A 23993-nucleotide genomic window follows, 5' to 3' on the forward strand; every position below is an offset into this window, starting at 1 on the left:
TGCCCCTATTCGATGATATCGCCGCGTAACAGGTACTTGCAGACGGCCACGGTACTGATGAAACCGAGCATGGCGATCAGCAGGGCCGCCTCGAAGTAGGTCTTGGTATTGAGCCATAGCCCCATCAGCACGATCAGGGCGATGGAATTCACGTACATGGTATCCAGGGCCAGGATGCGGTCGGGCATGCTCGGGCCGACCGCCAGGCGAAAGGTGTTCAGTACGATGGCCATCAGGATCAGTGCCAGGCTGATCTTCAGCGCGATGTCTAGCATTCGTAGATCTCCTTGAGCGGCCGCTCGTAGCGTTCCCGGATCTCGGCGATCAGCTCGTCCTCATCCTCCACGTTGAGGGCATGGACCAGCAGCGTCTTGCCGTCCATGCGCAGGTTGGCCGACACCGTGCCCGGGGTGAGGCTGATGGTGTTGGCCAGCAGGGTGATGGTGAACCGCTCCTCCAGCATCAGGGGGTATTCGACGAAGTGGGGGCGGGAGCGCTGCCAGGGATTGATGATCAGCCAGGCGACCTGGAAGTTGGCGACGATGATGTCGCCCAGCACGCGGAGGATGAAGCGCAGCAGCAACAGGGGCTTCTTGACCCGGGGCTGCACGTCCCAGAAGCGATAGGTGAACAGCGGGATGGCGACCGCCAGTGCGCTGCCCAGCAGCAGGTGGCCGAAGGCCAGGCTGCGCACCAGCAGCAACCAGACCACCAGCAGCAGCAGCGAGAGCAGCGGGATGGGAAGCCAGGAACGGGGTGTGATCATGGGGCGTCTCCAGCATCGTGCAGCAGGGCATCGACGACGGCGTCCGGGCGGGCCAGCTGGTCGGCCGTGGCCCGGGTGTAGTCGCTGACCGGCCCGGCCAGGGCGACCAGCAGCGGCGAGGTGGCCAGCAGCAGGCCCACGCCCGCCCAGTGGTGGCGGGGCAGCCGCTCACCATGGCGCTCGCCGGACTGGCTGCGCCAGAAGAAGGTCGAGCCGGCGCGGGACAGAGCGATCATCGCCGCCAGGCCGCTCGCCAACAGCAGCGGCCACAGCCAGGGCTGCTGGTCCGGGGTGGCCGCGTTGAGCAGCAAGGCCTTGCCGATGGCGCCAGATAGCGGCGGCAGGCCGGCCACTGCCACGGCGCCGGCCAGGAACAGCAGCGCCAGCAGGCCGCCCTGGGTGAGTGGCTTGCCCTTGACGATGCGGGTGCCGGCCTTGCCGCGCTGCAGGCCGATCATCTCGGCGAGCAGGAAGAGGCCGCCGGTAACCAGGGTGGTGTGCAGCAGGTAGTAGAGCAGGGAGGCGGTGGCCTCGACGCTGCCCATGCCGACCCCGGCCAGCAGGGTGCCTACCGAGACCAGTACCAGGTAGGCGATCAGCAGGCGCAGGTCACGAGCCGCCAGCACCCCTGCCGTGGCGATCGCCAGGGTCGCCAGCGACAGCCACCAGACCCAGGGCTGCTCGAGGCCGGCCAGGTCGCCGGCCTGCTCGCCGAAGACCAGGGAGTAGACCCGCAGGATGGCGTAGATGCCGACCTTGGTCATGATCGCGAACAGCGCCGCCACCGGTGCCGGGGCCGCGGCATAGGCTCGGGGCAGCCAGAAGTACAGCGGCAGGATCGCCGACTTCAGGCCGAACACCACCAGCAGCATCAGGGCTCCGGCGGTGACCAGGCCGGCGCGTTCGGCAGGCAACTGGCCGAGGCGCACCGCCATGTCGGCCATGTTGAGGGTGCCGGTGGCGCCATACAGGGTACCCACGGCGATCAGGAACAAGGCCGAGCCGGCGAGGTTGAGCACCACGTAGTGGACGGCGGCCTGGATGCGCGACTTGCCGCCGCCATGCAGCAACAGGGCATAGGAGGCCAGCAGCAGCACCTCGAAGAACACGAACAGGTTGAACAGGTCGCCGGTGAGGAAGGCGCCGTTGATGCCCATCAGCTGCAGCTGGAAGAGGCCATGGAAGTTGCTGCCTTTCTCGTCGTCGCCGCCGCAGGCGAAGATCACGCAGCCCAGGGCGAGCACGGCGGTGAGCAGCACCATCAGTGCCGAGAGGCGGTCCAGCACCAGCACGATACCGAAGGGCGGCTGCCAGCCGCCCAGCGCGTAGTAGGCGATCTCGCCGTCGGCAGCGCGCATCAGCAGGGCGACGGCGACGAGTGTGAGCAGCCCCGTGGAGGTCACGCCGAGCACGCGCTTCAGGCGGGTCCTGCCGCGGAGGCTGCGCAGCAGAAACAGGCCCGTCAGCAGCGGCAGGACCACGGGGAGGACGATCAGATGCTGCATCACCGGTGGCTCTCCTCTCGTTCCTCGTGCTTGCGACCGTCGACATGGTCGTTGCCCATGTCACCCCGGGCCCGCATCGACAGGATGACGGCAAAGGCCGTCATGGCGAAGCCGATGACGATGGCGGTCAGCACCAGGGCCTGGGGGAGGGGGTCGGCATAGTCGCGGACACCGTCGATGATGGTCGCGCCATCGGTGGTCAGCCCGCCCATGGAGAACAGGAAGAGGTTGACCGCATAGGACAGCAGGGTCAGCCCGACCACCACGGGGAAGGTTCGCCCCCGCAACATCAGGTAGAGCCCGCAGGCGCTGAGTACGCCGGTGGTGATGGCATAGAGGCTTTCCATCAGCGTTTCTCCTTGGCGGTGGTCGTGGCGGGGGTGGCCGCGTCCTTGGCCGGGCGGTGCGGGGTGGTCACCTTGCCGAGGTTGGCCAGGATCATCAGGGTGGCGCCGACCACGGCCAGGTAGACTCCCAGGTCGAAGATCATCGCCGTGGCCAGCTCGAGATCGCCGATCAGCGGCAGGTAGAAGTGGCCGAAGGCCGAGGTCAGGTAGGGGTGGCCGAACAGCCAGCTGCCTACCCCGGTCACCGCGGCGACGCCGACGCCGGCGATGGCCACCGGCTGGTACTGGAAGTCGAGGCGTTCCTGGGCCCATTCCACGCCCCGCGCCATGTACAGCAGGATCAGTGCCACTGCGGTGATCAGCCCGGCGATGAAGCCGCCGCCGGGGAGGTTGTGGCCACGCAGGAAGATGAACACCGAGACCAGCAGGGCCAGCGGCAGCAGTGCCTGGGAGATGGTGGTCAGGATCATCGGATAGCGGTCCGGTGACCACAGGCGGCCCTCGCCGTCACTATGGGGCATGAACAGTCTCAGGCGGTTGAGCAGCTTGAAGATGGCCAGGCCCGCCAGGGCCAGCACGGTGATCTCGCCCAGGGTATCGAAGCCGCGGAAGTCGACCAGGATCACGTTGACCACGTTGTGGCCGCCGCCGCCCGGGACGCTGTTGTCGAGGAAGAAGCCCGAGATGCTGGAGGTGTCGCGGGTCAGCACGGCGTAGTTGAGGCTGGTGATGGTCACGCCCAGGGCCCCGGCCAGCAGGACATCGCGCATGCTGCGCGGCAGCGAGGATTCCCGCGGGGTCTTCTGGGGCAGGAAGAACAGCGCCAGCATCAGCAGGATCATGGTGACCACCTCCACCGACAGCTGAGTCAGGGCCAGGTCGGGCGCCGAGAAGCGGGCGAAGGTCAGCGAGACCAGCAGGCCGACCATGGACAGCAGCAGCAGCGAGATCAGGCGGTAGCGATGGGCGATGGCCGTGCCCAGGCCGCTGAAGATCAGCAGGATGGCTCCGCTCAGCAGCACGCCATCCACCGGGCGCTGGGGTCGGTCGCCGGCAAGGCTTGGCACCATGACCAGACCCAGGGCCGTCAACACCAGGGCGGTGATCAGCAGCAGGCCCATGTAGCGCTGCAGCGAGGCATTGTCGATTCGGGCGAGCAGCGCTTCCGATCGCCGCCCCAGGCGCTGCACGCTCGCCTCGAAGATCATCCGCGCGTCCACCGGTCGGAACCCCCTGAGGAAGCGCCGCAGGTAGCGATGCAGGTGATAGAGGGCGATGCCGGCGATGAGGGCGATGGCGCTCATCAGCAGCGGCAAGTTGACGCCATGCCAGATGGCCAGGTGGAACTCCAGCGGCGCCAGCAGCACGTCGCGGCTGGCGAGGTCGAGCAGCCCCCCGGCCAGGGCAGAGGGGAAGAGCCCCACCAGCACGCACAGGGCCGTCAGCAGCTCCACGGGGGCACGCATCAGGCGGGGCGGCTCATGGGGCGTCCTGGGAGGGGACTGGCGGGGCGGCTTGAAGAAGACAGCGTGAACCAGGCGCAGCGAATAGGCCACCGAGAGCACGCCGCCCAGGGTCGCCATCACCGGCATCAGCCAGCTCAGGCCACCCAGCACCGGGGTGGCCAGGCTCTCGGCGAAGAACATCTCCTTGGAGAGGAAGCCGTTGAGCAGGGGGACCCCGGCCATGGCCGCGCCGGCGATCGAGGTGAGCAGGGCGGTGATCGGCATGGCCCTCGCCAGGCCGCCGAGGCGGGCCAGTTCCCGGGTGCCGGCCTCGTGGTCGATGATCCCGGAGCTCATGAACAACGCCGCCTTGAAGGTGGCGTGGTTGAGGATGTGGAAGAGCGCCGCGAGTACCGCCATGGGGCTGCCGATGCCCAGCAGCACCGTCACCAGGCCCAGGTGGCTGACCGTGGAGAAGGCGAGGATGCCCTTCAGGTCGGTCTTCATCAGCGCGAACCAGGCCCCGTAGAGCAGGGTGGTCATGCCCACCAGGGAGACGACCACCGTCCACAGCTCGTTGCCGGCCAGCGCCGGGTGCAGCCGGGCCATCAGGAAGATGCCGGCCTTGACCATGGTCGCCGAGTGAAGATAGGCCGAGACCGGGGTGGGCGCGGCCATGGCGTGGGGCAGCCAGAACTGGAAGGGAAACTGCGCCGACTTGGCGAAGGCCCCCAGCAGCACCAGGCCCAGCATCAGCGGGAAGCGGGGGTCGGCCTGGATGGTCTCGCCGCTGGCCAGTACCTGGTCCAGGGCGAAGCTGCCGACCATGTCACCGAGCAGCAGGAAGCCGGCCAGCAGCGCCAGCCCCCCGGCACCGGTCACGGCCAGCGCCATGCGCGCCCCCTTGCGGGCATCGCTGCGGTGGGACCAGAAGCCGATCAGCAGGAAGGAAGAGAGGCTGGTGAGCTCCCAGAACATCCACAGCAGCAGCAGGTTGTCGGCCATCACGATGCCGACCATGGAGGCCATGAACAGGATCAGATAGGCATAGAAGCGCCCATAGGGCTCCTCGGGGGCGAGGTAGAAATGGGCATACAGCAGGATCAACAGGCCGATCCCCAGGATCAGCAGGTTGAACAGCAGGGTGAGCCCATCCAGCCGGAAGGCCAGCTCGAGGCCCAGCGCCGGAATCCACTCGGCGGAGAAGCGCAGCGCCTCCCCGGCGTTGAGGGCCGGCACCTGAAAGAGGGTCAGGGCGAGGGCCAGGGCCGGCAGGGCTGCCGTGGCCAGGGAACAGTCACGACGCCCCCGGTTCGCCACCAGTGGCGGCACCAGTACACCGAGGAGGGGCAACAAGGCGATCCACAGCAATGTCATCGATCGGTCATCCTGCGCGTTTGCGTTGGGCCAAGGGTCCCATCCTGCCGAGGGACGGCCCCGAGCAAGCGGCAAGGCGTCGCATCCGTCCCTGGGCGAACAGGCCCATCAATGGCATTCGCCCCACACTCTACCGCAAAGCAAGGCGTCTCGCGCCCTCCTTGCCCTGCAACGCGTCGCCTCGACTAGAGTGAAGCGAGAGACGGGGGACAACCGACCCAGGCGGAAGGCCACGTCCGGCGCGGAGGGACTTCATGCAACTGGCTGTGCTGGCAGGTTTCGTGACGGCGGGGCTGGCGCCGCTGCTGCACCACTGGCTCGGTGCCCGGACGGCGCTGGCGATGGCTCTGCTGCCTGCCAGCCTGGTGCTGTGGCTGCTCTGGCAGTGGCCGCTGATTGCCGCCGGCGAGACGCTGCTGCTGGCCTGGCCCTGGGTCCCCGCCCTGGAGATCTCCCTGACCTTCTTCCTCGACGGCCTGGCCTGGCTCTTCGCCCTGCTGATCTGTGCCATCGGCGCCCTGGTGCTGGTCTACTCGGGGGATTACCTGCGCGATGATCCTGCCCAGCCCCGCTTTCTGGTGCTGATCGTCGCCTTCATGATGGCGATGCTGGGACTGGTGCTGGCCGACAACCTGGTGACCCTGTTCATCTTCTGGGAGCTCACCAGCCTGACCTCCTACCTGCTGATCGGCTTCCACCACACCGATCCGGCGGCGCGCAAGGCGGCGCTGCAGAGCCTGATGGTCACCGCCGGTGGGGGATTGGCACTGCTGGCCGGCCTGGTCATGCTGGCCCTGGCCGGGGGCAGCTGGTCGCTGGCCGAGCTGGCCGGCCGTGGCGACGCCGTCCAGGACCACGCCCTGCATGGGCCCCTGCTGGTCTGCGTGCTGCTGGGGGCCTTCACCAAGTCGGCGCAGTGGCCCTTCCACTTCTGGCTGCCCAATGCCATGGCCGCGCCCACCCCGGTCTCGGCCTATCTTCACTCGGCGACCATGGTCAAGGCCGGCATCTACCTGTTGGCCCGGCTGCATCCCGTCCTGGGCAGCAGTGACGCCTGGGTCGTCACCCTCACGCTGGTGGGGGGGCTGACCATGGCCCTGGGCGCCTGCCTGGCGATCCGCCAGACCCACCTCAAGATCCTGCTGGCCTACTCCACGGTGATGGCGCTGGGGGCCATGACCCTGCTGCTGGGCATCGGCACCCGCGCCGCGCTGGCCGCCTTCATCGTCTTCCTGGTGGCGCATGCGCTCTACAAGGGCGCGCTGTTCCTGGTCGCCGGCATCCTCGACCAGGCCACCGGGACCCGGGACCTGACCGGCATGGGCGGCCTGCGCCATGCCATGCCGTGGACCGCCCTGGTGGCCGGGCTCGCCGCCCTGTCGCTGGCCGGCCTGCCGCCGCTGCTGGGCTTCATCGGCAAGGAGGCGCTGTTCAGCGCGGTGCTCGAGGCCCCCCTGCTGCGCGGGATCGCCCTGTCACTGGCCTTCCTGGCCGCCCTGCTGACCCTGGCAGTGGCGGCCCTGATCCTGCTGCGTCCCTTCTTCGGGGCCAGGCGGGAGATGCCCAGACGACCCCGCGAAGGCTCCCCGGCGATGCTCGCCGGACCGGCCCTGCTGGCGGGCCTCTCGCTGTGGCTGGGGCTTGTGCCGCACGGCCTCGAGGTCCTGGTGACGGCTACCGTGCAGGGCCTGGGCGTGCGCGAGGCGGCGGTTCACCTGACGCTCTGGCATGGCGTCACCCTGCCCCTCGGGCTGTCGCTGGCCAGCCTGCTGCTGGGCGCGCTGGTGGTGCGCCACTGGGATGGCCTGCGGGCCCGGTCGGCTCGGCTCGAACCGTTCATGACGCTCGGCCCGGAAGGCGGCTATGGGGCCCTGATGCGCGGGTGGATGCGTCTCGCCGAGGCGCAGACCCGGTGGCTGCAGAATGGCCACCTGCGCAGTTACCTGGTGATGACCCTGCTGGTGCTGTTGGGGCTGGTCGGTCATGCCCTGTTCGTGCGCAACGGGCTCTCGCGGGCCTCCATGCCGTCGGTCCAGCTGCACGAGGCCCTGGTCGCCGCGCTGATGGTGAGCGGGGCGGTGACGGCCTGCCTGATGCGCTCCCGACTGGCGGCGGTCGCCGCCCTGGGCGCCATGGGATTTTCCATCGCCCTGACCTTCGTGCTGTTCAGCGCACCGGACCTGGCGATCACTCAGCTGCTGGTGGAGACCCTGACGGTGGTCCTGCTGGCGTTGGTGCTGTATCGCCTGCCGCGCTTCGCCATCCTCTCCACGCCCCTGCGGCGCCTGCGGGACCTGGTGGTGGCGAGCCTGGTCGGCGGGCTGGTCGGCCTGCTGATGCTGTCGGTGCTGGGCGGCGAGCGGCTGCCGCGCATTTCCGGGTACATGATCGCCAACGGCCAGCCCCTGGGGCATGGCCACAACCTGGTCAACGTCATCCTGGTGGACTTCCGGGCGCTGGACACCCTCGGCGAGATCATCGTGCTGGGGCTCGCCGCCACCGGCGTCTTCGCCATGCTCTGCCTGCGTCCCGGGAGTGCCGCGGACCGGCGGGACGAGGGGCCCGGGGAGAACGATCATGGTTAAGTCGGGCACCCTCATCCTCGAGGTCGCGGCGCGCCTGCTGGTGCCGCTGCAGCTGCTGTTCTCGCTGTTCCTGCTGCAACGCGGCCATGACGCGCCGGGCGGCGGCTTTATCGCGGGCCTGGTGGCTGCAGGGGGGCTGGCGTTGTTTCTCTTTGCCCATGGGCGCCAGGCCCTGCGCGCCCTGCTCAAGGTGTCTCCACGCGACCTCGTCGGCCTGGGGCTGCTGATCGGCGTGCTCTCGACCCTGCCTGCCTGGTGGCGGGGCGAGCCCCTGTTTACCGCCCAGTGGTGGCGAATCCCGATCGTCGGTCTGGAGATCTCGACCCCGCTGATCTTCGATATCGGCGTCTACCTGGCGGTGATCGGCTCGGTGCTGACCGCCATCATCGCCCTGGTGGAGACCGACCGCGACGATACTATCCGCTGATCAGGAGGTCCCATGGAACCCGTATTGGCCGTGACCATCGGCATCCTCTTTGCCGCCGCCATCTACATGATGCTGCGCCGGTCCATCGTCAAGCTGGTGATCGGCCTGATGCTGCTCTCCAATGCGGCCAACCTGCTGGTCTTCGTCACTGCCGGGCTGACCCGCGATGCGCCGCCGCTGGTCCCCCCGGGCATGAGCATGCCCGCCGGAGTGGTGGCCGACCCGCTCCCCCAGGCGCTGGTGCTCACCGCCATCGTCATTTCCTTCGGCGTGCTGTCCTTCGCCGTGGTGCTGGTGCATCGCGCCTGGGAGGTGGTGCGCACCGATGACCTCGACCAGCTGAAGGAAACCGATACGTGAACCCGGCGGTTACGCTGCCCCTGCTGATCCCCCTGCTCGCCGGGACCTTGTCCCTGATGGCCTGGCGTCTGCCTCGGCTGCAGCGATGGCTCGCCGTGGCCGGGACCGGCGGGTTGCTGCTCGCCGGGAGCTGGCTGCTCCACCGGGTGTGGCAGGACGGCATCCTGGTGGTCCAGGTGGGCGCCTGGCCGGCGCCCTTCGGCATCAGCCTGGTCGCCGACCTGCTGGGCACCCTGATGGTGGTCATCACCGGGCTGATCGGCGTCGCCGTGGCGCTCTTCTCGCTGGCGACCACCGGCCGAGGGCACCAGGCCTTCGGCTATTTTCCGCTGCTGCACCTGCTGCTGGCGGGGGTCGTGGGGGCCTTCCTCACCGGTGACCTGTTCAACCTCTACGTGTGGTTCGAGGTGATGCTGGTGGCGTCCTTCGCGCTGCTGATCCTGGGCGGGGAGAAGGCCCAGATGGAGGGGGCGATCAAGTACGTCACCCTGAACCTGCTGTCGTCGGTGATCTTCCTGGTCGCCGTGGGCCTGCTCTACGGCATGCTGGGCACGCTGAACATGGCCGATGTCGCCCGGCGCCTGGCGTTGCTCCAGGGCGACGGCATGATCGAGGTGCTGGCGATGATGTTCATGGTCGCCTTCGGCATCAAGGCCGCGGCCTTCCCGCTGTTCTTCTGGCTGCCCGCTTCCTACCACACGCCGCCGGTCGCGGTCTCGGCCCTGTTCGCGGGGCTGCTGACCAAGGTGGGCGTGTATGCCCTGTTTCGCATGTTCACCCTGATCTTTCCTCACAGCCCGGGCTATACCCATCAGATCCTGCTTTGGGGCGCAGGCCTGACCATGCTTTCGGGGGTGCTCGGGGCGGCGGCCCAGTTCGAGTTCCGGCGTATCCTGTCGTTTCATATCGTCAGCCAGATCGGCTACATGCTGCTGGGTCTGGCGCTGTTCACGCCCCTGGCCGTGCTCGGTGGGCTCTTCTACATCGTTCATCACATCATCGTGAAGACCAACCTCTTCCTGATCAGCGGCATCGTCCATCGCCTGCGCGGCAGCTATCGTCTCGAGTGCCTGGGCGGGCTCTATCGGCAGCGCCCCTGGCTGTCGGTACTGTTTCTGGTGCCGGCACTGTCGCTGGCCGGCATGCCGCCACTCTCCGGCTTCTTCGCCAAGTTCATCGTGATCCGGGCCGGCCTCGAGGCCGGGGCCTATGGAGTGACCGCCATTGCCCTGCTGGTAGGGCTGCTCACCCTGTTCTCGATGGTCAAGATCTGGGCCGAGGTGTTCTGGAAGGCCTCTCCGCAGGCGGGTGACACGCCGCCCGCGGTAGAACGGGGCGAGCTATGGCTGATGATGGCGCCGGTGGTGGGGCTGGCGCTGTGCACGCTGTTCATCGGCCTGTATGCCGGCCCCCTCTATGGCCTGGCCGAAGCGTCGGCCGAGCAGTTGCTCGACCCCGAGCGCTATATCCGCGCGGTGCTCGGTCCAGAGGGAAGGGGGACGCCATGATCGGCATGATGTGGAACCTGTTGCTGGGCCTGGGCTGGCTGCTGCTCACCGGCGACTTCAGCGGCGCCAACCTGCTGACCGGGCTGGTCTTCGCCTATCTGGTGCTGGCGCTGGTGCAGCCTCGCATTGCCGCCCTGTCGGGCTATGCGCAGCGGCTGCCGCGGCTGGTCGCCTTCGTCGGCTTCTTCATCAGGCAGCTGCTGCTGGCCAACCTCAAGGTCGCCTACGACATCCTGACGCCGCCCTGGTACATGAAGCCGGGGGTGATCGCCATGCCGCTAGCGGCCCGCAGCGATTTCGAGATCGCCTTCGTCGCCAACCTGATATCCCTGACCCCGGGGACCCTGAGCCTGGATATCTCCGACGACCATCGCGTGCTCTACATCCATGCCATGTTCCTCGGCGACGAGCCGGCGCTGCGACGCAGCCTGGCCGAGCTCGAGCGCCGAGCTCTGGAACTGTTCCGCTAGCCACGGGAGACCCGCCATGCCGATCGTGATCCTGCTCTGCCTGACACTGCTGACCCTGGCGCTGGGCCTGGCATTCCTGCGCCTGTTTCGCGGGCCCGGCCTGCCCGACCGGGTGGTGGCCCTCGAGCTCTTCGCGACGATCATCGTGGGGATCATCGGGTTGCTGGCCATCGCCACCGACATCGCCCTGCTGCTCGACGTGGCCATCGTCATGGCGCTGATGAGCTTCATGGCCACCATCGGCTTCGCCCGCTTCGTGGAGCGGGGAGGGCCGCGGGATGATTGAGTGGCTCGAGGTCGGCATGATCCTCGCCGGCACCACCTTCATGCTGGTGGCCGCGCTCGGTGTGGTCCGCCTGCCCGACCTGTTGACCCGCATGCATGCCACCACCAAGGCGGCCACCCTCGGGGTCTCCCTGATCATGCTGGCGGTGGCGCTGCATTTCGACGAAGCGGGCGTGGTCGCCCGGGCCCTGGGGGTGGTGCTCTTCCTGATGATGACGGCCCCGGTGGCGGCCCATGTCATCGGCCGGGCGGGCTACTTCGTCGGTACGCGGCTGTGGAGCGGCACCGTGAAGGATGAACTCCGCCCCCACTATCATCCCCTCTCGCACCGCCTCGACAGCGGCCTGGAAGCGCCGGGCGAGCCGTCGGACCCCGGCCCTCGCGATCCCTCCTGACCCACCGGACGGCCAGGGCAGCCTGGCGGCCACCGTCGGGCGGCCTCGGCTTCGGATCACGCCACCTCGCATATCATGTACAATAGCTATACAGTTATTGGTTCAGTGTCCATTTTTCGGCAGCCATCACCGCATGTCCTGCACACATCGGCGACGGCGAGGATCCGCGGCTGGCGGCGACGGCGAGCCACGCCAGCCGGGCGAGGAGGGCCCATGAAGACCGAGATCGTCTGGCTACGTAACGACCTGCGCGTGGCCGACAACCCGCTGTTCGGCGGCGACCCCCGCCCGGACCAGCTGCTCTGCGTGCACGTGCTGGATCGGCGCTGGCTCGCGGACCGACGCATCGGGCCCGCCCGGCTGGCCTTCCTGTGGCAGTGCCTGATCGGGCTGCGCGGCGAGCTGCTCAAGCGGGGCAGCGACCTGCTGGTGCGTGTGGGGGAGCCGGAGACGATAGTGGCGTCGCTGGCGGAAGCGCTGGATGCCACCCGCGTGCGGGTGCGCCAGGAGGCCGGCTGGGAGGAGGCGCGCGGGGTCGCCCGGTTGCGTCGGCGCCTGGAGGCGGTGTGTCCCGTGGAGACGCAGGAAAGCGGCACGCTGCTCGACACCCCGCGGCTGCCGATGGCCATCGAGGCCGTGCCGCCGAGCTTCTCGCGCTTCCGGCGTCGGGTGGCACGGGCGTGGCGGGTGCCGGGGGCTCGGGGGGCGCCGGTCACCCTGCCGCCCTGGCCGTCCGGAGCGCCGCGGGGCCTGCCGGCCCTGCATGAGGTTTGCCCGACGGCGGCAGCCTGGCGCGCCTCACCGGCGGGGGGCTTTCGCTTCGAGGGCGGCGAGGCGCCGGCACGGGTGCGCCTCGAGCATTTCCTGTGGGGCAGCGGCGCCGTGGCCCGCTATCGGCAGACCCGCAACGGTCTGGTGGGCGCCGACTTCTCGACGCGCCTCTCGCCCTGGCTGGCGCATGGCTGCCTGTCGGCGCGCCAGGTCCACGACGCCCTGTGCGACTGGGAGGACGAGCACGGCGCCAACCCGTCGAGTGAGGCCTTGCGCTCGGAGCTGCTGTGGCGAGAGTACTTCCATTGGGCCGCTCGCCAGGAGGGCCGGGCACTTTTCGGGGGGCGCGAGCCCCCGGCGCGGGATTCGCGATTCGAGGCCTGGTGTCGCGGGGCGACCGGGGTGCCCTTCGTCGATGCCGGCATGCGCGAGCTGGCCGGGACCGGCTGGTTGTCCAACCGGGCGCGCCAGAATGTCGCCAGCTACCTGATCAAGGACCTGGGCGTCGACTGGCGCCTGGGGGCGGCCTGGTTCGAGCGCTGCCTGATCGACTACGACGTGGCCAGCAACTGGGGCAACTGGCGCTACGTGGCCGGCGTGGGCCGCGATACCCGGGAGCGTGGCTTCCATATCCTGCGACAGGCCGAGCACTACGATCCCGAAGGCGCCTATGTGGCCCGCTGGCAGCCGGCCCTGGCCGAGCTGGCTCCCGGCATGGCCCGGCACCAGCCCTGGCGGGCCGCCCCGGGGGCCTTTCCGGCACCTCTGGCGGTGCCCGACCACTGGCAGGAGGCGTTGCTGCCGCGCCCTGACCAGGGCGCGTGGCCGCATCGCCCAGGAGGCCCGTCATGACCGTCGTTTCTCCCGATCCCTGGCCCCGCTGGCTGGGCCTGGCCGGCCTGCTGCCCTTCGTCGCCAGCCTGGCCGCGGCCTGGTGGGGCCCGCCTCCCTGGCAGGGTGTCGCCATCCACGCCTTCCTGGGCTACGCGGCGGTGATCCTGTCGTTCCTGGGAGGTGTCCACTGGGGCCTGGCGCTCGGTACCCTGGCGCCGGGCAGTGTCGCCTTCCGGCGCCGGCTGGGGATGGCGGTGCTGCCGAGCCTGGTGGCCTGGTCGGCGCTGCTGCTCGAGCCGCTGCCCGGCACCTGGCTGCTGGTGGCCGGGTTCGTCCTCCTGCGCGCTTTCGAGGTGGGCACCACGGGACTGCCGGCCTGGTATCGGCGACTGCGCAGCGCCCTGACCCTGGGCGTGGTCGCCTGCCATCTGCTGCTGATCCTCGGCGTGCTGCTACTGGCCTGAGACGGCGTTCTGCGCGATGATCGTCGGCCCCATGTCGCCAAGGAACGTCACCCCCATGATGCCCAGGATCGTCTCTCTCGCCCTGCTGTGTGCCGCCCTGGCCGGTTGCCAGGCCCGGGCCGCCGCGCCAGAGCCCGTCGCCGCGAGCGGTGTGCCGGCCGCCGAGCGGGCGCAGACGGCTGGCTTCGATGCCTGGCGGGCGTCCTTCCGGGCGCGCGCCCGGGCGGCGGGTATCGCCGAGGCGACCCTGGCCCGCACCCTGGATGGCCTGCGCTATCGCCCCCGGGTCATCGAGCTGGATCGAAGCCAGCCGGAGTTCGTCCGCCCGCTCTGGGCCTACCTGGACAGTGCCGTCTCCGCGCCCCGGATCCGCAACGGCCGTGCGCGACTGGCCGAGCATCGGGCCGCCGCCCGGACGGCGGCCCGCCGCTACGGGGTGCCGGCCGAGATCCTGGTGGCCATCTGGGGCATCGAGAGCAGCTATGGGGGCTATCTCGGCGACTTCTCGACCCTCGAGGCCCTGGCCACCCTGGCCTACGAGGGGCGCCGCCGCGACTTCGCCCGGGACGAGTTGATCGCGGCGCTGCGCATCATCGAGGCCGGTGACATCGCTCCGGCACGCATGGTCGGCTCCTGGGCCGGCGCCATGGGGCATACCCAGTTCCTGCCTTCGAGCTACCTGGCCTATGCGGTGGACGGCGATGGCGACGGGCGTCGCGACATCTGGGGCAGCATTCCCGATGTGCTGGCCTCCACTGCCCACTACCTCGACGCGGCCGGCTGGCGCGAGGGAGAGGCCTGGGGCGTGGAGGTCGTGCTGCCGGCAGACTTCGACTACGGGCTGACCGATCCGGCGATCCGTCGCCCCAGCGCCGAGTGGGCCGCCGCCGGCATCCGGAGCCGGCAGGGCCGGCCGCTGCCGGCGCTCGCCGCCGCCGCGGTGATCGCTCCAGCGGGCGCCCGAGGTCCAGCCTTCCTGGTCGGCCACAACTTCCGGGTCATCCGCCGCTACAACAATGCCACCAGCTATGCCCTGGCAGTGGCCAGCCTGAGCGACGTCCTCGCCGGTCGACCGGCCATCGAGGGGGCCTGGCCCCGGGAGGAACCCTCGCTGAAGCGCGCGCAAGTCAGCGAGATGCAACGTCGCCTGAATGCCCTCGGCCACGACGTTGGTGCGCCGGACGGCATCCTCGGGCCGAATACCCGGCGTGGTCTGCGCGCCTTCCAGCGTTGGCTCGGCCTGGTCCCCGACGGCTTCGCCACCCTCGGCCTGCTCGAGCGCCTGCGACACCAGACCCCGTGATCCCCGGCATGACCTTCAGGAGACCTCCCATGAGCGCCATCCTTCGCCCCCTGCTGCTGGCCGTGGCCCTGTGGCCGGCCCTGAGCTCGGCCGCCGCCCCCGACCGGGTGGTGGGCTGGATCGAGACAGTGACGCTGGCACCCTGGGACGTGTCGGTCAAGGCCAAGCTGGACAGCGGCGCCCTGACCTCGTCCCTGGACGCCCGCCACATCGCACGTTTCGAGAAGGCGGGGGAGGAGTGGGTGCGCTTTCGACTGATGCTCGAGGACGAGGCCTCCGGCGAGACCTTCTCGATGACCCTGGAGCGGCCCCTCTACCGCGACATGGTGGTGCGCGGCGCCGGGGGACGCGACGAGCGGCTGGTGGTGTTGATGGACATCTGCGTGGGGCAGACCCGCTACGAGGAGGAGTTCAGCCTGCGCAATCGCGAGGAGATGACCTACCCCATGCTGCTGGGGCGCCGCACCATCGGGCATCTCGGCCGGCTGGACGTGCGCGAGACCTTCCTGACCGAGGCGGACTGCGACGAGGCCTCGCCCCGGGTGCCCCACGCGCCCGACCGGGGCGAGACCGGCGACGCGGACTGAGCCGCGCTAGAAGAGCCGGCTGAGCAGGGCGGTCACGGCGGTCTCCACCCGCAGGATGCGCGGCCCGAGGTGGATCCCCCGGCAGCCGGTGGCGAGCAGCCGCTCCACCTCCCAGGGGATAAAGCCGCCCTCCGGCCCGACCACCAGCAGGGTGGGAGTCTCGACACCCCGGGGGCAGGCCTCCGCCATGCCCGGATGGGCCAGCAGGCCCTGGCGACCCGCCAGCAGTGCGGGCAGGCGGTCCTCGACGAAGGGCCGGAAGCCCTTGGCCAGGGTCACCGTCGGCAGCCGGGTGTCCCGGGCCTGTTCCAGGCCCAGCACCAGGTGACGGCGGATCTTGTCGTCACCGAGTTCCGGCGACTGCCAGTAGCTCTTCTCCACCCGACGGGTGTTGAGCAGGGTCAGCTCCTTCACCCCCAGCGCCGTGACGTGTTCCAGGGTCCTGGCCAGCATGCGCGGGCGCGGCAGGGCCAGGACGAGGTGCACCGGCAGCGGTGGCGGCGGGGCCTGGTCGAGGCCGGACACGTCGAACACCGCCTCCCGCTCGTCGAGGGTCAGCAGCGCGCCGCGTCCCAGCCGGCCGTTGGCGATGCCCAGCGTCATGACATCGCCGGCTCGCGCCCGATGGACCTCCGTGAGGTGCGCCAGGCGACGCGGGTCGCGGACCCGCGCCAGATGGTCGTTTTCGATGTCCTCGGGCGAGAGCAGGATCAGGTTCATGGGGCCTCGTGATGCCTTTTGCCTTGCATGGATGGTGGCGCGGTGCACAATAACTGCATAAGGGGGCGACCGCCCACCTGCCACGACAAGGAGCAGCGCCGTGCGCGTGATTCGCAAGTATGCCAACCGCAGGCTCTATGATACCGAACAGAGCCGCTACGTGACCCTCGAGGATCTGCGGGGCCTGATCCTCGACGAGGTGCCCTTTCGCGTCGAGGATGCCAAGTCCGGCGAGGACCTGACCCGGACCATCCTGCTGACCATCATCATCGAGCAGGAACAGGCCGGGGGCGATGCCGAGGTATTCTCCAACGATCTGCTGGCCCAGTTCATCCGCGTCTACGACATGGCCCAGCCGCTGCCCCTGGCGCGCTACCTGGAGCAGGGCACCCGGCTGATGCTGGAGCAGCAGAAGCGCATGCAGGACCAGTGGCAGCAGGCCATGCGCCATACCCCGATGGAGATGATGCGTGAGCTGGCCGAGGAGAACATGCGCTTCTGGCAGCAGAACCTCGGCGCGACCGGCAAGAAGAACGACGACTCCGAGGACAAGTGAATCTACCCGGGGCGGCGGTCGGGAGCGGTTTCTGACATAATGCCGCGATGTTTCCCCGAGGTATTGAGGTAGAGCAGCGGATGAAGGTTCTGATCATCGGCGGCGGTGGCCGCGAACATGCCCTGGCCTGGAAGGTCGCCCAGTCGCCCCGGGTCGAGACCGTCTTCGTGGCGCCCGGCAATGCCGGCACCGCCCGAGAGCCGGGACTCGAGAACGTGGCCATCGGCGTCGACGACCTGGACGGCCTGGTGGCCTTCGCCCGGGACGAGGATGTCGCGCTGACCATCGTCGGCCCCGAGGCACCGCTGGTGGCGGGCGTGGTGGACCGCTTCCGCGAGGCGGGGTTGGCGATCTTCGGGCCCACCGCCGGCGCGGCCCAGCTCGAGGGCTCCAAGGCCTTCACCAAGGATTTCCTGGCCCGGCATGCCATCCCCTCCGCCGAGTACCGCACCTTCGTGGCGGTGGAGCCGGCTCTCGCGTATCTCGCCGAGAAGGGCGCGCCCATCGTGATCAAGGCCGACGGCCTGGCCGCCGGCAAGGGCGTGATCGTCGCGGAGACCGTCGAGGAGGCCGAGGCGGCGGTACGCGACATGCTCGAGGCCAATGCCTTCGGCGACGCCGGGGCCCGGGTGGTGATCGAGGAGTTTCTCGAGGGCGAGGAAGCCAGCTTCATCGTCATGGTCGACGGCGAGACGGTGCTGTCCCTGGCCACCAGCCAGGACCACAAGCGCGCCTTCGATGGGGATAGTGGCCCCAATACCGGCGGCATGGGAGCCTATTCTCCGGCGCCGGTGGTCAGCGAGACGGTCTTCGAGCGCATCATGGCGCGGGTCATCCGGCCCACCGTGCAGGGCATGGCCGAGGAGGGCCACCCCTATACCGGCTTCCTGTATGCCGGGCTGATGATCGATACCGAGGGCAATCCCAAGGTGATCGAGTACAACTGCCGCTTCGGCGATCCCGAGACCCAGCCGATCCTGCTGCGCCTGACCTCGGATCTCGCCGAGCTGTGCCTGGCCGGGGCCCGCGGCGAGCTGGCAGGGCACGGCTGTGACTGGGACGAGCGGGCCGCGTTGGGAGTGGTGATGGCCGCCGGCGGCTATCCCGGCAGCTACCGCAAGGGTGATGCCATCCAGGGCCTCGAGGCCGCCGAGGCCACCGGCTGCAAGGTCTTCCACGCCGGCACCGCCGAGGGCGAGTCGGGCGAGGTCGTCACCGCCGGCGGCCGGGTGCTGTGCGTCACCGCCCTGGGCGAGGGCGTCTCCGCCGCCCGTGATCTGGCCTACCGGGGGGTGGCCGAGATCCACTGGCCGGAGGCTCTCTATCGCCGCGACATCGCCCACCGCGCCATCGCCCGCGAGCGCGGCGAGCGCTGATCCTGCCGCCGCACAACAACAAGGAGGCTGCATGGAGCGCGTCAGACTGGACTTTCCCGAGGCGGACATTCGCCATCGCCACCCGCTAACGGTGCGGGTCACCGACATGAACTACGGCCGTCACCTGGGGCATGATGCCCTGGTGTCGCTGCTGCACGAGGCACGCATTTCGGCGCTGGCGGCGCTGGGGCTCGCCGAGGGCGACATGGGGGGCTACCCCAGCGTGGCCGCGGACCTCGCGGTGCAGTACCAGGCCGAGGCCCGCTGGCCCGACGCCCTGGTGGTCGATACCGCGATTCCCGAACCCTCGCGCAAGGCGATCACCGTCTACCACCGCATCCGTCGCGAGGCGGATGCGGCGGTCGTCGCCACCGCCCGCCTCAACCTGATGCTGGTCGATCCGGCGGTGGGCCGTCCGGTGCCGATCCCCGGTCCGGTGCGTGACTGCCTGACGGGAGCGGCCTGATGTCCCGCGAGTATCCGATCATTGCCGTGACCGGCTCCTCCGGGGCCGGGACCACCACGGTCAAGCGTACCTTCGAGCGCATGTTCGCCCGCGAGGACGTGCATGCCGCCTTCGTTGACGGTGACGCCTTCCATCGCTACACCCGCCAGGAGCTGGCGCGGATCTTCCGCGAGGAACCCGAGCGCAAGGACGAGCTCTCCCACTTCGCCGTGGAGGCCAACCTGCTCGACCACCTGGACGCGCTCTTCCAGGCGTACGGCGACAAGGGTGCCGGGACCTACCGGCACTATATCCACGCCGAGGACAAGGCGATGATCGAGGCCGGCTACCAGGTCGGTACCTTCACGGAATGGCAGCCGCTGCCCACGGGCACCGACCTGCTGTTCTACGAGGGCCTGCATGGTGGCCTGGTCACCGCCGAGCACGACATCGCACGCCATGTCGACCTGCTGGTGGGGGTCGCGCCGACCATGAACCTGGAGTGGATCCAGAAGATCGACCGCGACATGCGCTATCGGGGCTACTCCCAGGAGGCGGTGATCGACACCATCCTGGGCCGCATGGACGACTATGTGCGCTATATCCAGCCGCAGTTCTCGCGCACCCATATCAACTTCCAGCGGGTGCCGACGGTGGATACCTCGAACCCCTTCGAGGTGCAGGACATCCCCACCGATGCCGAGTCTTTCGTAGTGATCCGTTTCCGTGATCCCGCCACCGTGGATTTCCCCTATCTGCTGGCGATGATCCAGGATGCCTTCATGAGCCGGCCCCACACCCTGGTGGTCCCGGGCTCGCGCCTGCCGCTGGCCATGGAGCTGATCCTGGGACCGCTGGTGCGTCACCTGCTGGCCCAGCGACGTTTCCGCTGAGCGCCAGCCGAGCCAACCGCCGAGGAGCCCGAATCCATGGACTGCCTGTTCTGCAAGATCATCGACCGCGAGATTCCCGCCGACATCGTCTTCGAGGACGACGAGGTGCTGGCCTTCAAGGATCTCAATCCCCAGGCCCCGACCCACCTGCTGATCGTGCCCAAGCGGCACATCGCCACCCTCAACGACATCGAGGAGGACGGCGACCTGGCTCTGGTGGGACGCCTGCAGTTCACCGCTGCCCAGCTGGCCAAGCAGGCCGGCTTCGCCGAGGATGGCTACCGGGTGGTGATGAATTGCAATGAGCAGGGAGGCCAGACGGTCTATCATATTCACATGCACCTGATGGGCGGTCGTCGCTTCACCTGGCCGGCTGGCTAGCCGGCGCTCTGCGGTTCGCCGCACGCCCCTGGCGCTCGACGCATCGGGTGCATGCCCACGACGCCGCCCCTCGGGGCGGCGTCGTCTCATGGGGCCTGCTCGGCGAGCGGCGACTCGGTTACAATGTCGCCACGACCGACCAAGGGGGTGTCATGAACCGTCAGTATTCCCGTGCCGATGACCTGGTCCGCCAGTTCGATGCCGTGCTGCGCACCCTGGTGCCCCGCGCCGCCCAGCCCTCGCGACCCTCGCCGGCCGCGCCGGAGCTCCGCGACGACGCCATGAGCGAGCCGGAGCGGCGTCATGCCGAGGGCCTGATGCGCATCAACCATACCGGCGAGGTCTGCGCCCAGGCGCTCTACCAGGGACAGGGACTGACCGCCAAGCTGCCCGAGATCCGCGGGCAGATGGAGGCTGCCGCCCAGGAGGAGATCGACCACCTGGCCTGGTGCGACGCCCGCCTGCAGGAACTCGACGGCCATACCAGCCGGCTCAATCCGCTGTTCTACGCGGCCTCCTTCGGCATCGGCGCGGTGGCCGGGGCTATCGGGGATCGCGTCAGCCTGGGCTTCGTGGCGGCCACCGAGGAGCAGGTGGGCCGCCATCTCGATGCCCACATGGCGGAGCTGCCGCCGGGCGACCATCGCTCGCGGGCGGTACTGCGCCAGATGGCCATCGACGAGGCCCATCACGCCCAGCAGGCGCTGGAGGCCGGCGGCGCCCGCTTCCCGCGACCGGTCAAGGCGGGCATGACCTTGATGTCCAAGGTGATGACCAAATCTGTCTACAAGCTGTAAGCGCCCCTGCGGGGCGAGCTGGAAGCTATCAGCTTAAAGCTTGAAGGCCCCCCAGCAACGCAACCCCCACCGCGGACTGGCCGAGGTGGGGGGGGCGCTTTTTCTTCCAGCTTCGAGCTTGCGGCTTACAGCTCCCGCGCTCCGCGCGGATCAGTCCATGTTGCGGGAGTAGAAGATCTCCAGCATCTCCTTGCGCAGGCGCCCCTCGATGTCCCGGGCCTCCTCGAAGGTGATGTCCCGCCGCGAGGTGCCGAACAGATAGTTCTCCAGCTCGAAGTCCTTGAGCAGCATCTTGGTGTGGAACATGTTCTCCTGATACACGTTCACGTCCATCATCTGGTAGGCCTGCTTGGTGTCCTCGGCCAGGTAGTCCTGGATGGAGGTGATGTCGTGGTCGATGAACAGCTTCTTGCCGTCCACGTCCCGGGTGAAGCCGCGCACCCGGTAGTCCATGGTCACGATATCGGAATCGAAGCTGTGGATCAGGTAGTTCAGCGCCTTCAGCGGGCTGATGTGGCCACAGGTGGAGACATCGATGTCCAGGCGGAAGGTGCTGATGCCGTTGTCCGGGTGGGATTCCGGATAGCTGTGCACCGTGACATGGCTCTTGTCCAGGTGGGCGACCACGGTCTCGGGCAGCGGCCCCGGGCCCGGCTCGAGCTGCTCCGGGGCGGCCTCCTCCAGTTCGTGCTCGGCGATCAGGATGGTCACGCTGGCGCCATGGGGCTCGTAGTCCTGGCGCGAGATATTGAGCACATGGGCGCCGATGATGTTGGTCACATCCTTGAGGATCTGCGTCAGGCGCTCGGCATTGTAAAGCTCATCGATGTAGTCGATGTAGGCCCTGCGCTGCTCCTCGGTCTTCGCATAGCAGATATCGTAGATGTTGAAGCTCAGGGAGCTGGTCAGGTTGTTGAACCCGTGGAGTCGGAGATTGTCGGTCACGTCCGAGCCTCCCTCTGTGGCAGATGATGTCATCCCGACGAGCGGCGCCGGAACCCAGGCGTTCGAAAGGCGCGTATTATGCACAGCCACCGATGACGGCGCACCCGCCGGGCCACATTTTTTCGTCGCCCTCAGTCCTCGACGATGGTGAAGGAATGCGTCACTTCGACGCCCCCCCTGGCCAGCATGATCGAGGCGCTGCAGTACTTGTCGGCGGACAGCTCCACAGCCCGCTTGACCTGCTTCTCCTTGAGCCCCTGGCCGCTGACGGTAAAGTGCACGTGGATCTTGGTGAACACGCTCGGCACGCTGTCGGCGCGCTCGGCCTCGACGCTGGCCACGCAGTCGCTGACCGGGGCCCGGGACTTCTCGAGGATCTCCAGCACGTCGAAGGAGGTGCAGGCGCCCAGGCCCATCAGCAGCATCTCCATGGGCCGCGGGCCGGTGTTGTGGCCGCCGTGGTCGGGCGGGCCGTCGATGACCACACTGTGGCCGCTCCCGGCCTCGGCGACGAACTGGCGACCGTCGGTCCACTTGACGCTGGCTTTCATGGGCAGGGGTTCCTTCTCTTCGGTGGTGGAGGCATTGGCCCGGCATGCGGTCAGGCAGCATAGCAGCAGATGGCCGTCGACTCAGCCCCTGGACCCGCCGAGGGCCCGGTCCAGGGCCGCCAGGCGCGCGGGGGTGCCCACGTCGACCCAGGCACCGCGATGGTGGTGGCCCCCGACCCGGTCCTCGGCCATGGCCGCGCGCAGCAGCGGCGCCAGGGCGAAGGCCCCGTCGGGCCGGTCGGCCACCAGGACCGGGTCGAGCAGCGCCAGGCCGGCATAGGTCAGCCGCGGTTCGCCTTGTGCATGGACACGCCCCGCGGCGTCGAGGTGGAAGTCGCCCGCCGGGTGGTGGTCAGGATTGTCCACCAGCACCAGGCGCGCCCGGTCGTCGCCCAGCGGTGCCAGGGCAGACGGTGTAACGTCGCACCAGACGTCGCCGTTGACCAGCCAGAAGGGGGCCTCGCCGAGCAGCGGCAGGGCGCGGCGGATGCCGCCGCCGGTCTCCAGGGGCGTCGCCTCGCGGCTCCAGGCGATGCGCACGCCATGCTCGCTGCCGTCGCCCAGTGCCGCGATGATCTGCTCGGCACGGTAGCTGACATTGATCACCACCTCCCGGATGCCCGCGGTCGCCAGCCGCTCCAGGTGATGCACGATCAGCGGCTTGCCGGCCACCGGCAGCAGCGGCTTGGGGCAATGGTCGGTGAGCGGGCGCATGCGGGTGCCGAGACCGGCGGCCAGGATCATCGCCTTCATGCCGAGGCCTCCCGATCGATGCCGGCCTGCGCCAGCTTCGCCGCCAGGGCAGGACGGAAGGTCTCGGCGAGCCAGGCCCGGAAGGCGTCGTGGTCGTCGAGCTCGGCCAGGGCGTCCTCCAGGTGGGCGAGGAAGTGCGGCAGGCGGGCGAGGTAGCCCTCGCGGTGATCGCGCAGCGTCAGACGGCAGAAGATGCCCAGCACCTTGAGGGCGCGCTGGGCGGCCATGGCCGCCACCTGGCCCCGGAAGGCCGCGGGGGAGAGGGTGGCCGGCAACCGGCCGTCGGCCACGGCCCGCTGGCGGAAGCCCTCGACCCAGGCCGCGCGCCGCGCCGGCGCGAAGCGACAGTAGCGGCCATGCAGCAGCGAGATCAGGTCATAGCTCAGCGGGCCGGCCACCGCGTCCTGGAAGTCGATCAGGTACAGCCGGTCGTCCTGGACCATCAGGTTCATGGCATCGAAGTCCCGGTGCACGGTGACCACCGGCTGGGCCAGGGCGGCGTCGATCAGCGCCCGGCGCAGCGCCGGCCAGCCCAGCGGGGCGTCGAGGGCCAGCCAGCGGCCCAGGCACCACTCGGAGAAGAGGTCCAGCTCCCGGCCGAGCAGGTCGGCGTCATAGGCCGGCAGCCCGTCCGGGCGGGCGCGGGTCTGCAGTGCGTCGAGCAGCGCCAGGGCGCGCTCGTGCCAGGCCAGGGTCGCCGGGTCGTCGTCGCCGTCGAAACAAGCCTGCAGGGGGGTGTCACCCAGGTCGTCGAGCTCCAGGAAGCCGGCCTCGAGGTCGACGCCGTGCAGCGCCGGCACCGGCAGCCCCGCCTCCCGCTAGCGCCGGGCGATGGCCACGAAGGGGGTGCTGTCCTCCTGGACCGGCGGGGCGTCCATCAGGATGCGCGTGTCGCCGTCGGGCAGGGTCAGGCGGAAGTAGCGGCGAAAGCTGGCGTCGCCGGCGGCCAGGCGCAGGTCGAGGGCCTGGGGGGCGAGCCCGTGGCGGGCGGCGGCCCAGTGGCGCAGTCGCTGGTGGCGCGGGAGGGCATCGGCCTCTGGCATCTTCACCTCTCGGTCGTCGGGTGGCGGGGTGTCGGTTGACGGCCCCCGGGCGTCGCCGCATGCTGAGGCCCGACGTCGTCGGCGAAGACAGGGGCTCGTCGGCG

28 protein-coding genes are annotated in these 23993 nt (G+C 69.2%); 17 read left to right on the forward strand and 11 right to left on the reverse strand.

Annotated elements, in window-relative coordinates; translation table 11 throughout:
- Window positions 1–5: 5 nt before the first annotated feature.
- The 5 genes from EKG36_RS09590 to EKG36_RS09610 are packed head-to-tail and all read right to left on the reverse strand — an operon-like array spanning window position 6 to window position 5440.
- Window positions 6–275, reverse strand: coding sequence for a K+/H+ antiporter subunit F (locus EKG36_RS09590; RefSeq protein WP_126483475.1), 270 nt, complete (start codon window positions 273–275; stop codon window positions 6–8).
- On the reverse strand, window positions 269–766 hold the full coding sequence (locus EKG36_RS09595) for a Na+/H+ antiporter subunit E (RefSeq protein ID WP_126483477.1): 498 nt from the start codon (window positions 764–766) through the stop codon (window positions 269–271). The genes EKG36_RS09590 and EKG36_RS09595 overlap by 7 nt, the downstream gene beginning before the upstream one ends.
- A complete protein-coding gene (locus tag EKG36_RS09600) occupies window positions 763–2274 on the reverse strand; it encodes a monovalent cation/H+ antiporter subunit D (protein ID WP_126483479.1) in 1512 nt (503 codons plus the stop codon). Before EKG36_RS09600 ends, EKG36_RS09595 begins: the two co-directional genes overlap by 4 nt.
- On the reverse strand, window positions 2271–2618 hold the full coding sequence (locus EKG36_RS09605) for a Na+/H+ antiporter subunit C (protein WP_126483481.1): 348 nt from the start codon (window positions 2616–2618) through the stop codon (window positions 2271–2273). Before EKG36_RS09605 ends, EKG36_RS09600 begins: the two co-directional genes overlap by 4 nt.
- Window positions 2618–5440 (reverse strand): monovalent cation/H+ antiporter subunit A, encoded by a 2823-nt coding sequence (locus tag EKG36_RS09610; protein ID WP_126483483.1) that lies wholly within the window; start codon window positions 5438–5440, stop codon window positions 2618–2620. The genes EKG36_RS09605 and EKG36_RS09610 overlap by 1 nt, the downstream gene beginning before the upstream one ends.
- Before the next feature lie 254 nt (window positions 5441–5694).
- Here EKG36_RS09610 and EKG36_RS09615 point away from each other — a divergent pair, with 254 nt between their 5' ends.
- The 11 genes from EKG36_RS09615 to rloA3 all read left to right on the forward strand — a co-directional run bounded on the left by EKG36_RS09615 (window position 5695) and on the right by rloA3 (window position 15429).
- Window positions 5695–8025: a putative monovalent cation/H+ antiporter subunit A gene (locus EKG36_RS09615; RefSeq protein ID WP_126483485.1), complete on the forward strand. Its 2331-nt coding sequence runs from the start codon at window positions 5695–5697 to the stop codon at window positions 8023–8025.
- Window positions 8018–8452, forward strand: a complete 435-nt coding sequence (locus tag EKG36_RS09620) for a Na+/H+ antiporter subunit B (RefSeq protein ID WP_126483487.1) — start codon at window positions 8018–8020, stop codon at window positions 8450–8452. Before EKG36_RS09615 ends, EKG36_RS09620 begins: the two co-directional genes overlap by 8 nt.
- Window positions 8453–8464: 12 nt before the next feature.
- On the forward strand, window positions 8465–8812 hold the full coding sequence (locus tag EKG36_RS09625) for a Na+/H+ antiporter subunit C (RefSeq protein ID WP_126483489.1): 348 nt from the start codon (window positions 8465–8467) through the stop codon (window positions 8810–8812).
- On the forward strand, window positions 8809–10320 hold the full coding sequence (locus EKG36_RS09630) for a Na+/H+ antiporter subunit D (RefSeq protein WP_126483491.1): 1512 nt from the start codon (window positions 8809–8811) through the stop codon (window positions 10318–10320). Before EKG36_RS09625 ends, EKG36_RS09630 begins: the two co-directional genes overlap by 4 nt.
- Window positions 10317–10790, forward strand: coding sequence for a Na+/H+ antiporter subunit E (locus EKG36_RS09635; protein ID WP_126483493.1), 474 nt, complete (start codon window positions 10317–10319; stop codon window positions 10788–10790). The genes EKG36_RS09630 and EKG36_RS09635 overlap by 4 nt, the downstream gene beginning before the upstream one ends.
- A gap of 16 nt (window positions 10791–10806) precedes the next feature.
- Window positions 10807–11076 (forward strand): MrpF/PhaF family protein, encoded by a 270-nt coding sequence (locus tag EKG36_RS09640; RefSeq protein ID WP_126483495.1) that lies wholly within the window; start codon window positions 10807–10809, stop codon window positions 11074–11076.
- On the forward strand, window positions 11069–11470 hold the full coding sequence (gene mnhG / locus EKG36_RS09645) for a monovalent cation/H(+) antiporter subunit G (RefSeq protein WP_126483497.1): 402 nt from the start codon (window positions 11069–11071) through the stop codon (window positions 11468–11470). The genes EKG36_RS09640 and mnhG overlap by 8 nt, the downstream gene beginning before the upstream one ends.
- A gap of 213 nt (window positions 11471–11683) precedes the next feature.
- Window positions 11684–13093: a DASH family cryptochrome gene (locus tag EKG36_RS09650; protein WP_126483499.1), complete on the forward strand. Its 1410-nt coding sequence runs from the start codon at window positions 11684–11686 to the stop codon at window positions 13091–13093.
- Window positions 13090–13539 carry a DUF3429 domain-containing protein gene (locus tag EKG36_RS09655; RefSeq protein WP_126483501.1) on the forward strand — a complete coding sequence of 150 codons (450 nt, stop codon included), beginning with the start codon at window positions 13090–13092 and terminating at the stop codon, window positions 13537–13539. Before EKG36_RS09650 ends, EKG36_RS09655 begins: the two co-directional genes overlap by 4 nt.
- Before the next feature lie 55 nt (window positions 13540–13594).
- Window positions 13595–14842, forward strand: coding sequence for a lytic murein transglycosylase (locus tag EKG36_RS09660; protein ID WP_126483503.1), 1248 nt, complete (start codon window positions 13595–13597; stop codon window positions 14840–14842).
- A gap of 29 nt (window positions 14843–14871) precedes the next feature.
- Window positions 14872–15429, forward strand: a complete 558-nt coding sequence (gene rloA3, locus EKG36_RS09665) for a retropepsin-like aspartic peptidase RloA3 (protein ID WP_126483505.1) — start codon at window positions 14872–14874, stop codon at window positions 15427–15429.
- Window positions 15430–15435: 6 nt separating this feature from the next.
- Here the strand turns inward: rloA3 and EKG36_RS09670 are convergent, their stop codons facing one another.
- Window positions 15436–16149 carry a 16S rRNA (uracil(1498)-N(3))-methyltransferase gene (locus EKG36_RS09670; RefSeq protein WP_126483507.1) on the reverse strand — a complete coding sequence of 238 codons (714 nt, stop codon included), beginning with the start codon at window positions 16147–16149 and terminating at the stop codon, window positions 15436–15438.
- 100 nt (window positions 16150–16249) lie between these two features.
- On the opposite strand from EKG36_RS09670, the gene phaR reads away from it, so the two are divergent.
- The 6 genes from phaR (at window position 16250) to coq7 (ending at window position 20597) form a co-directional block, all read left to right on the forward strand.
- Complete coding sequence (phaR, locus tag EKG36_RS09675; protein WP_126483509.1) at window positions 16250–16705, forward strand: polyhydroxyalkanoate synthesis repressor PhaR; 456 nt, start codon at window positions 16250–16252, stop codon at window positions 16703–16705.
- An 80-nt stretch (window positions 16706–16785) separates the two neighbouring features.
- Complete coding sequence (gene purD, locus EKG36_RS09680; RefSeq protein WP_126483511.1) at window positions 16786–18081, forward strand: phosphoribosylamine--glycine ligase; 1296 nt, start codon at window positions 16786–16788, stop codon at window positions 18079–18081.
- Window positions 18082–18112: 31 nt separating this feature from the next.
- Entirely contained in the window at window positions 18113–18547 is a 435-nt protein-coding gene (locus EKG36_RS09685) for an acyl-CoA thioesterase (RefSeq protein ID WP_126483513.1), read from the forward strand.
- A complete protein-coding gene (locus tag EKG36_RS09690; RefSeq protein WP_126483515.1) occupies window positions 18547–19419 on the forward strand; it encodes a phosphoribulokinase in 873 nt (290 codons plus the stop codon). The genes EKG36_RS09685 and EKG36_RS09690 overlap by 1 nt, the downstream gene beginning before the upstream one ends.
- Before the next feature lie 36 nt (window positions 19420–19455).
- Window positions 19456–19800 carry a histidine triad nucleotide-binding protein gene (locus tag EKG36_RS09695; RefSeq protein ID WP_126483517.1) on the forward strand — a complete coding sequence of 115 codons (345 nt, stop codon included), beginning with the start codon at window positions 19456–19458 and terminating at the stop codon, window positions 19798–19800.
- A 152-nt stretch (window positions 19801–19952) separates the two neighbouring features.
- On the forward strand, window positions 19953–20597 hold the full coding sequence (gene coq7, locus EKG36_RS09700) for a 2-polyprenyl-3-methyl-6-methoxy-1,4-benzoquinone monooxygenase (protein WP_126483519.1): 645 nt from the start codon (window positions 19953–19955) through the stop codon (window positions 20595–20597).
- Between the two features lie 150 nt (window positions 20598–20747).
- Here the strand turns inward: coq7 and speD are convergent, their stop codons facing one another.
- From speD to EKG36_RS21010, 5 genes are all read right to left on the reverse strand, one after another.
- A complete protein-coding gene (gene speD / locus EKG36_RS09705) occupies window positions 20748–21542 on the reverse strand; it encodes an adenosylmethionine decarboxylase (RefSeq protein WP_126483521.1) in 795 nt (264 codons plus the stop codon).
- 131 nt (window positions 21543–21673) lie between these two features.
- Window positions 21674–22093, reverse strand: coding sequence for an OsmC family protein (locus EKG36_RS09710; RefSeq protein WP_126483523.1), 420 nt, complete (start codon window positions 22091–22093; stop codon window positions 21674–21676).
- Between the two features lie 81 nt (window positions 22094–22174).
- Complete coding sequence (murU, locus tag EKG36_RS09715; protein ID WP_126483525.1) at window positions 22175–22846, reverse strand: N-acetylmuramate alpha-1-phosphate uridylyltransferase MurU; 672 nt, start codon at window positions 22844–22846, stop codon at window positions 22175–22177.
- Window positions 22843–23652, reverse strand: coding sequence for an aminoglycoside phosphotransferase family protein (locus EKG36_RS09720; RefSeq protein WP_342774442.1), 810 nt, complete (start codon window positions 23650–23652; stop codon window positions 22843–22845). Before EKG36_RS09720 ends, murU begins: the two co-directional genes overlap by 4 nt.
- 12 nt (window positions 23653–23664) lie before the next feature.
- Window positions 23665–23889, reverse strand: coding sequence for a hypothetical protein (locus tag EKG36_RS21010; RefSeq protein ID WP_342774441.1), 225 nt, complete (start codon window positions 23887–23889; stop codon window positions 23665–23667).
- Between the last annotated feature and the right edge of the window lie 104 nt (window positions 23890–23993).

Origin of the sequence: Halomonas nitroreducens (assembly GCF_003966155.1) — a bacterium.
Lineage (GTDB): Bacteria > Pseudomonadota > Gammaproteobacteria > Pseudomonadales > Halomonadaceae > Halomonas > Halomonas nitroreducens.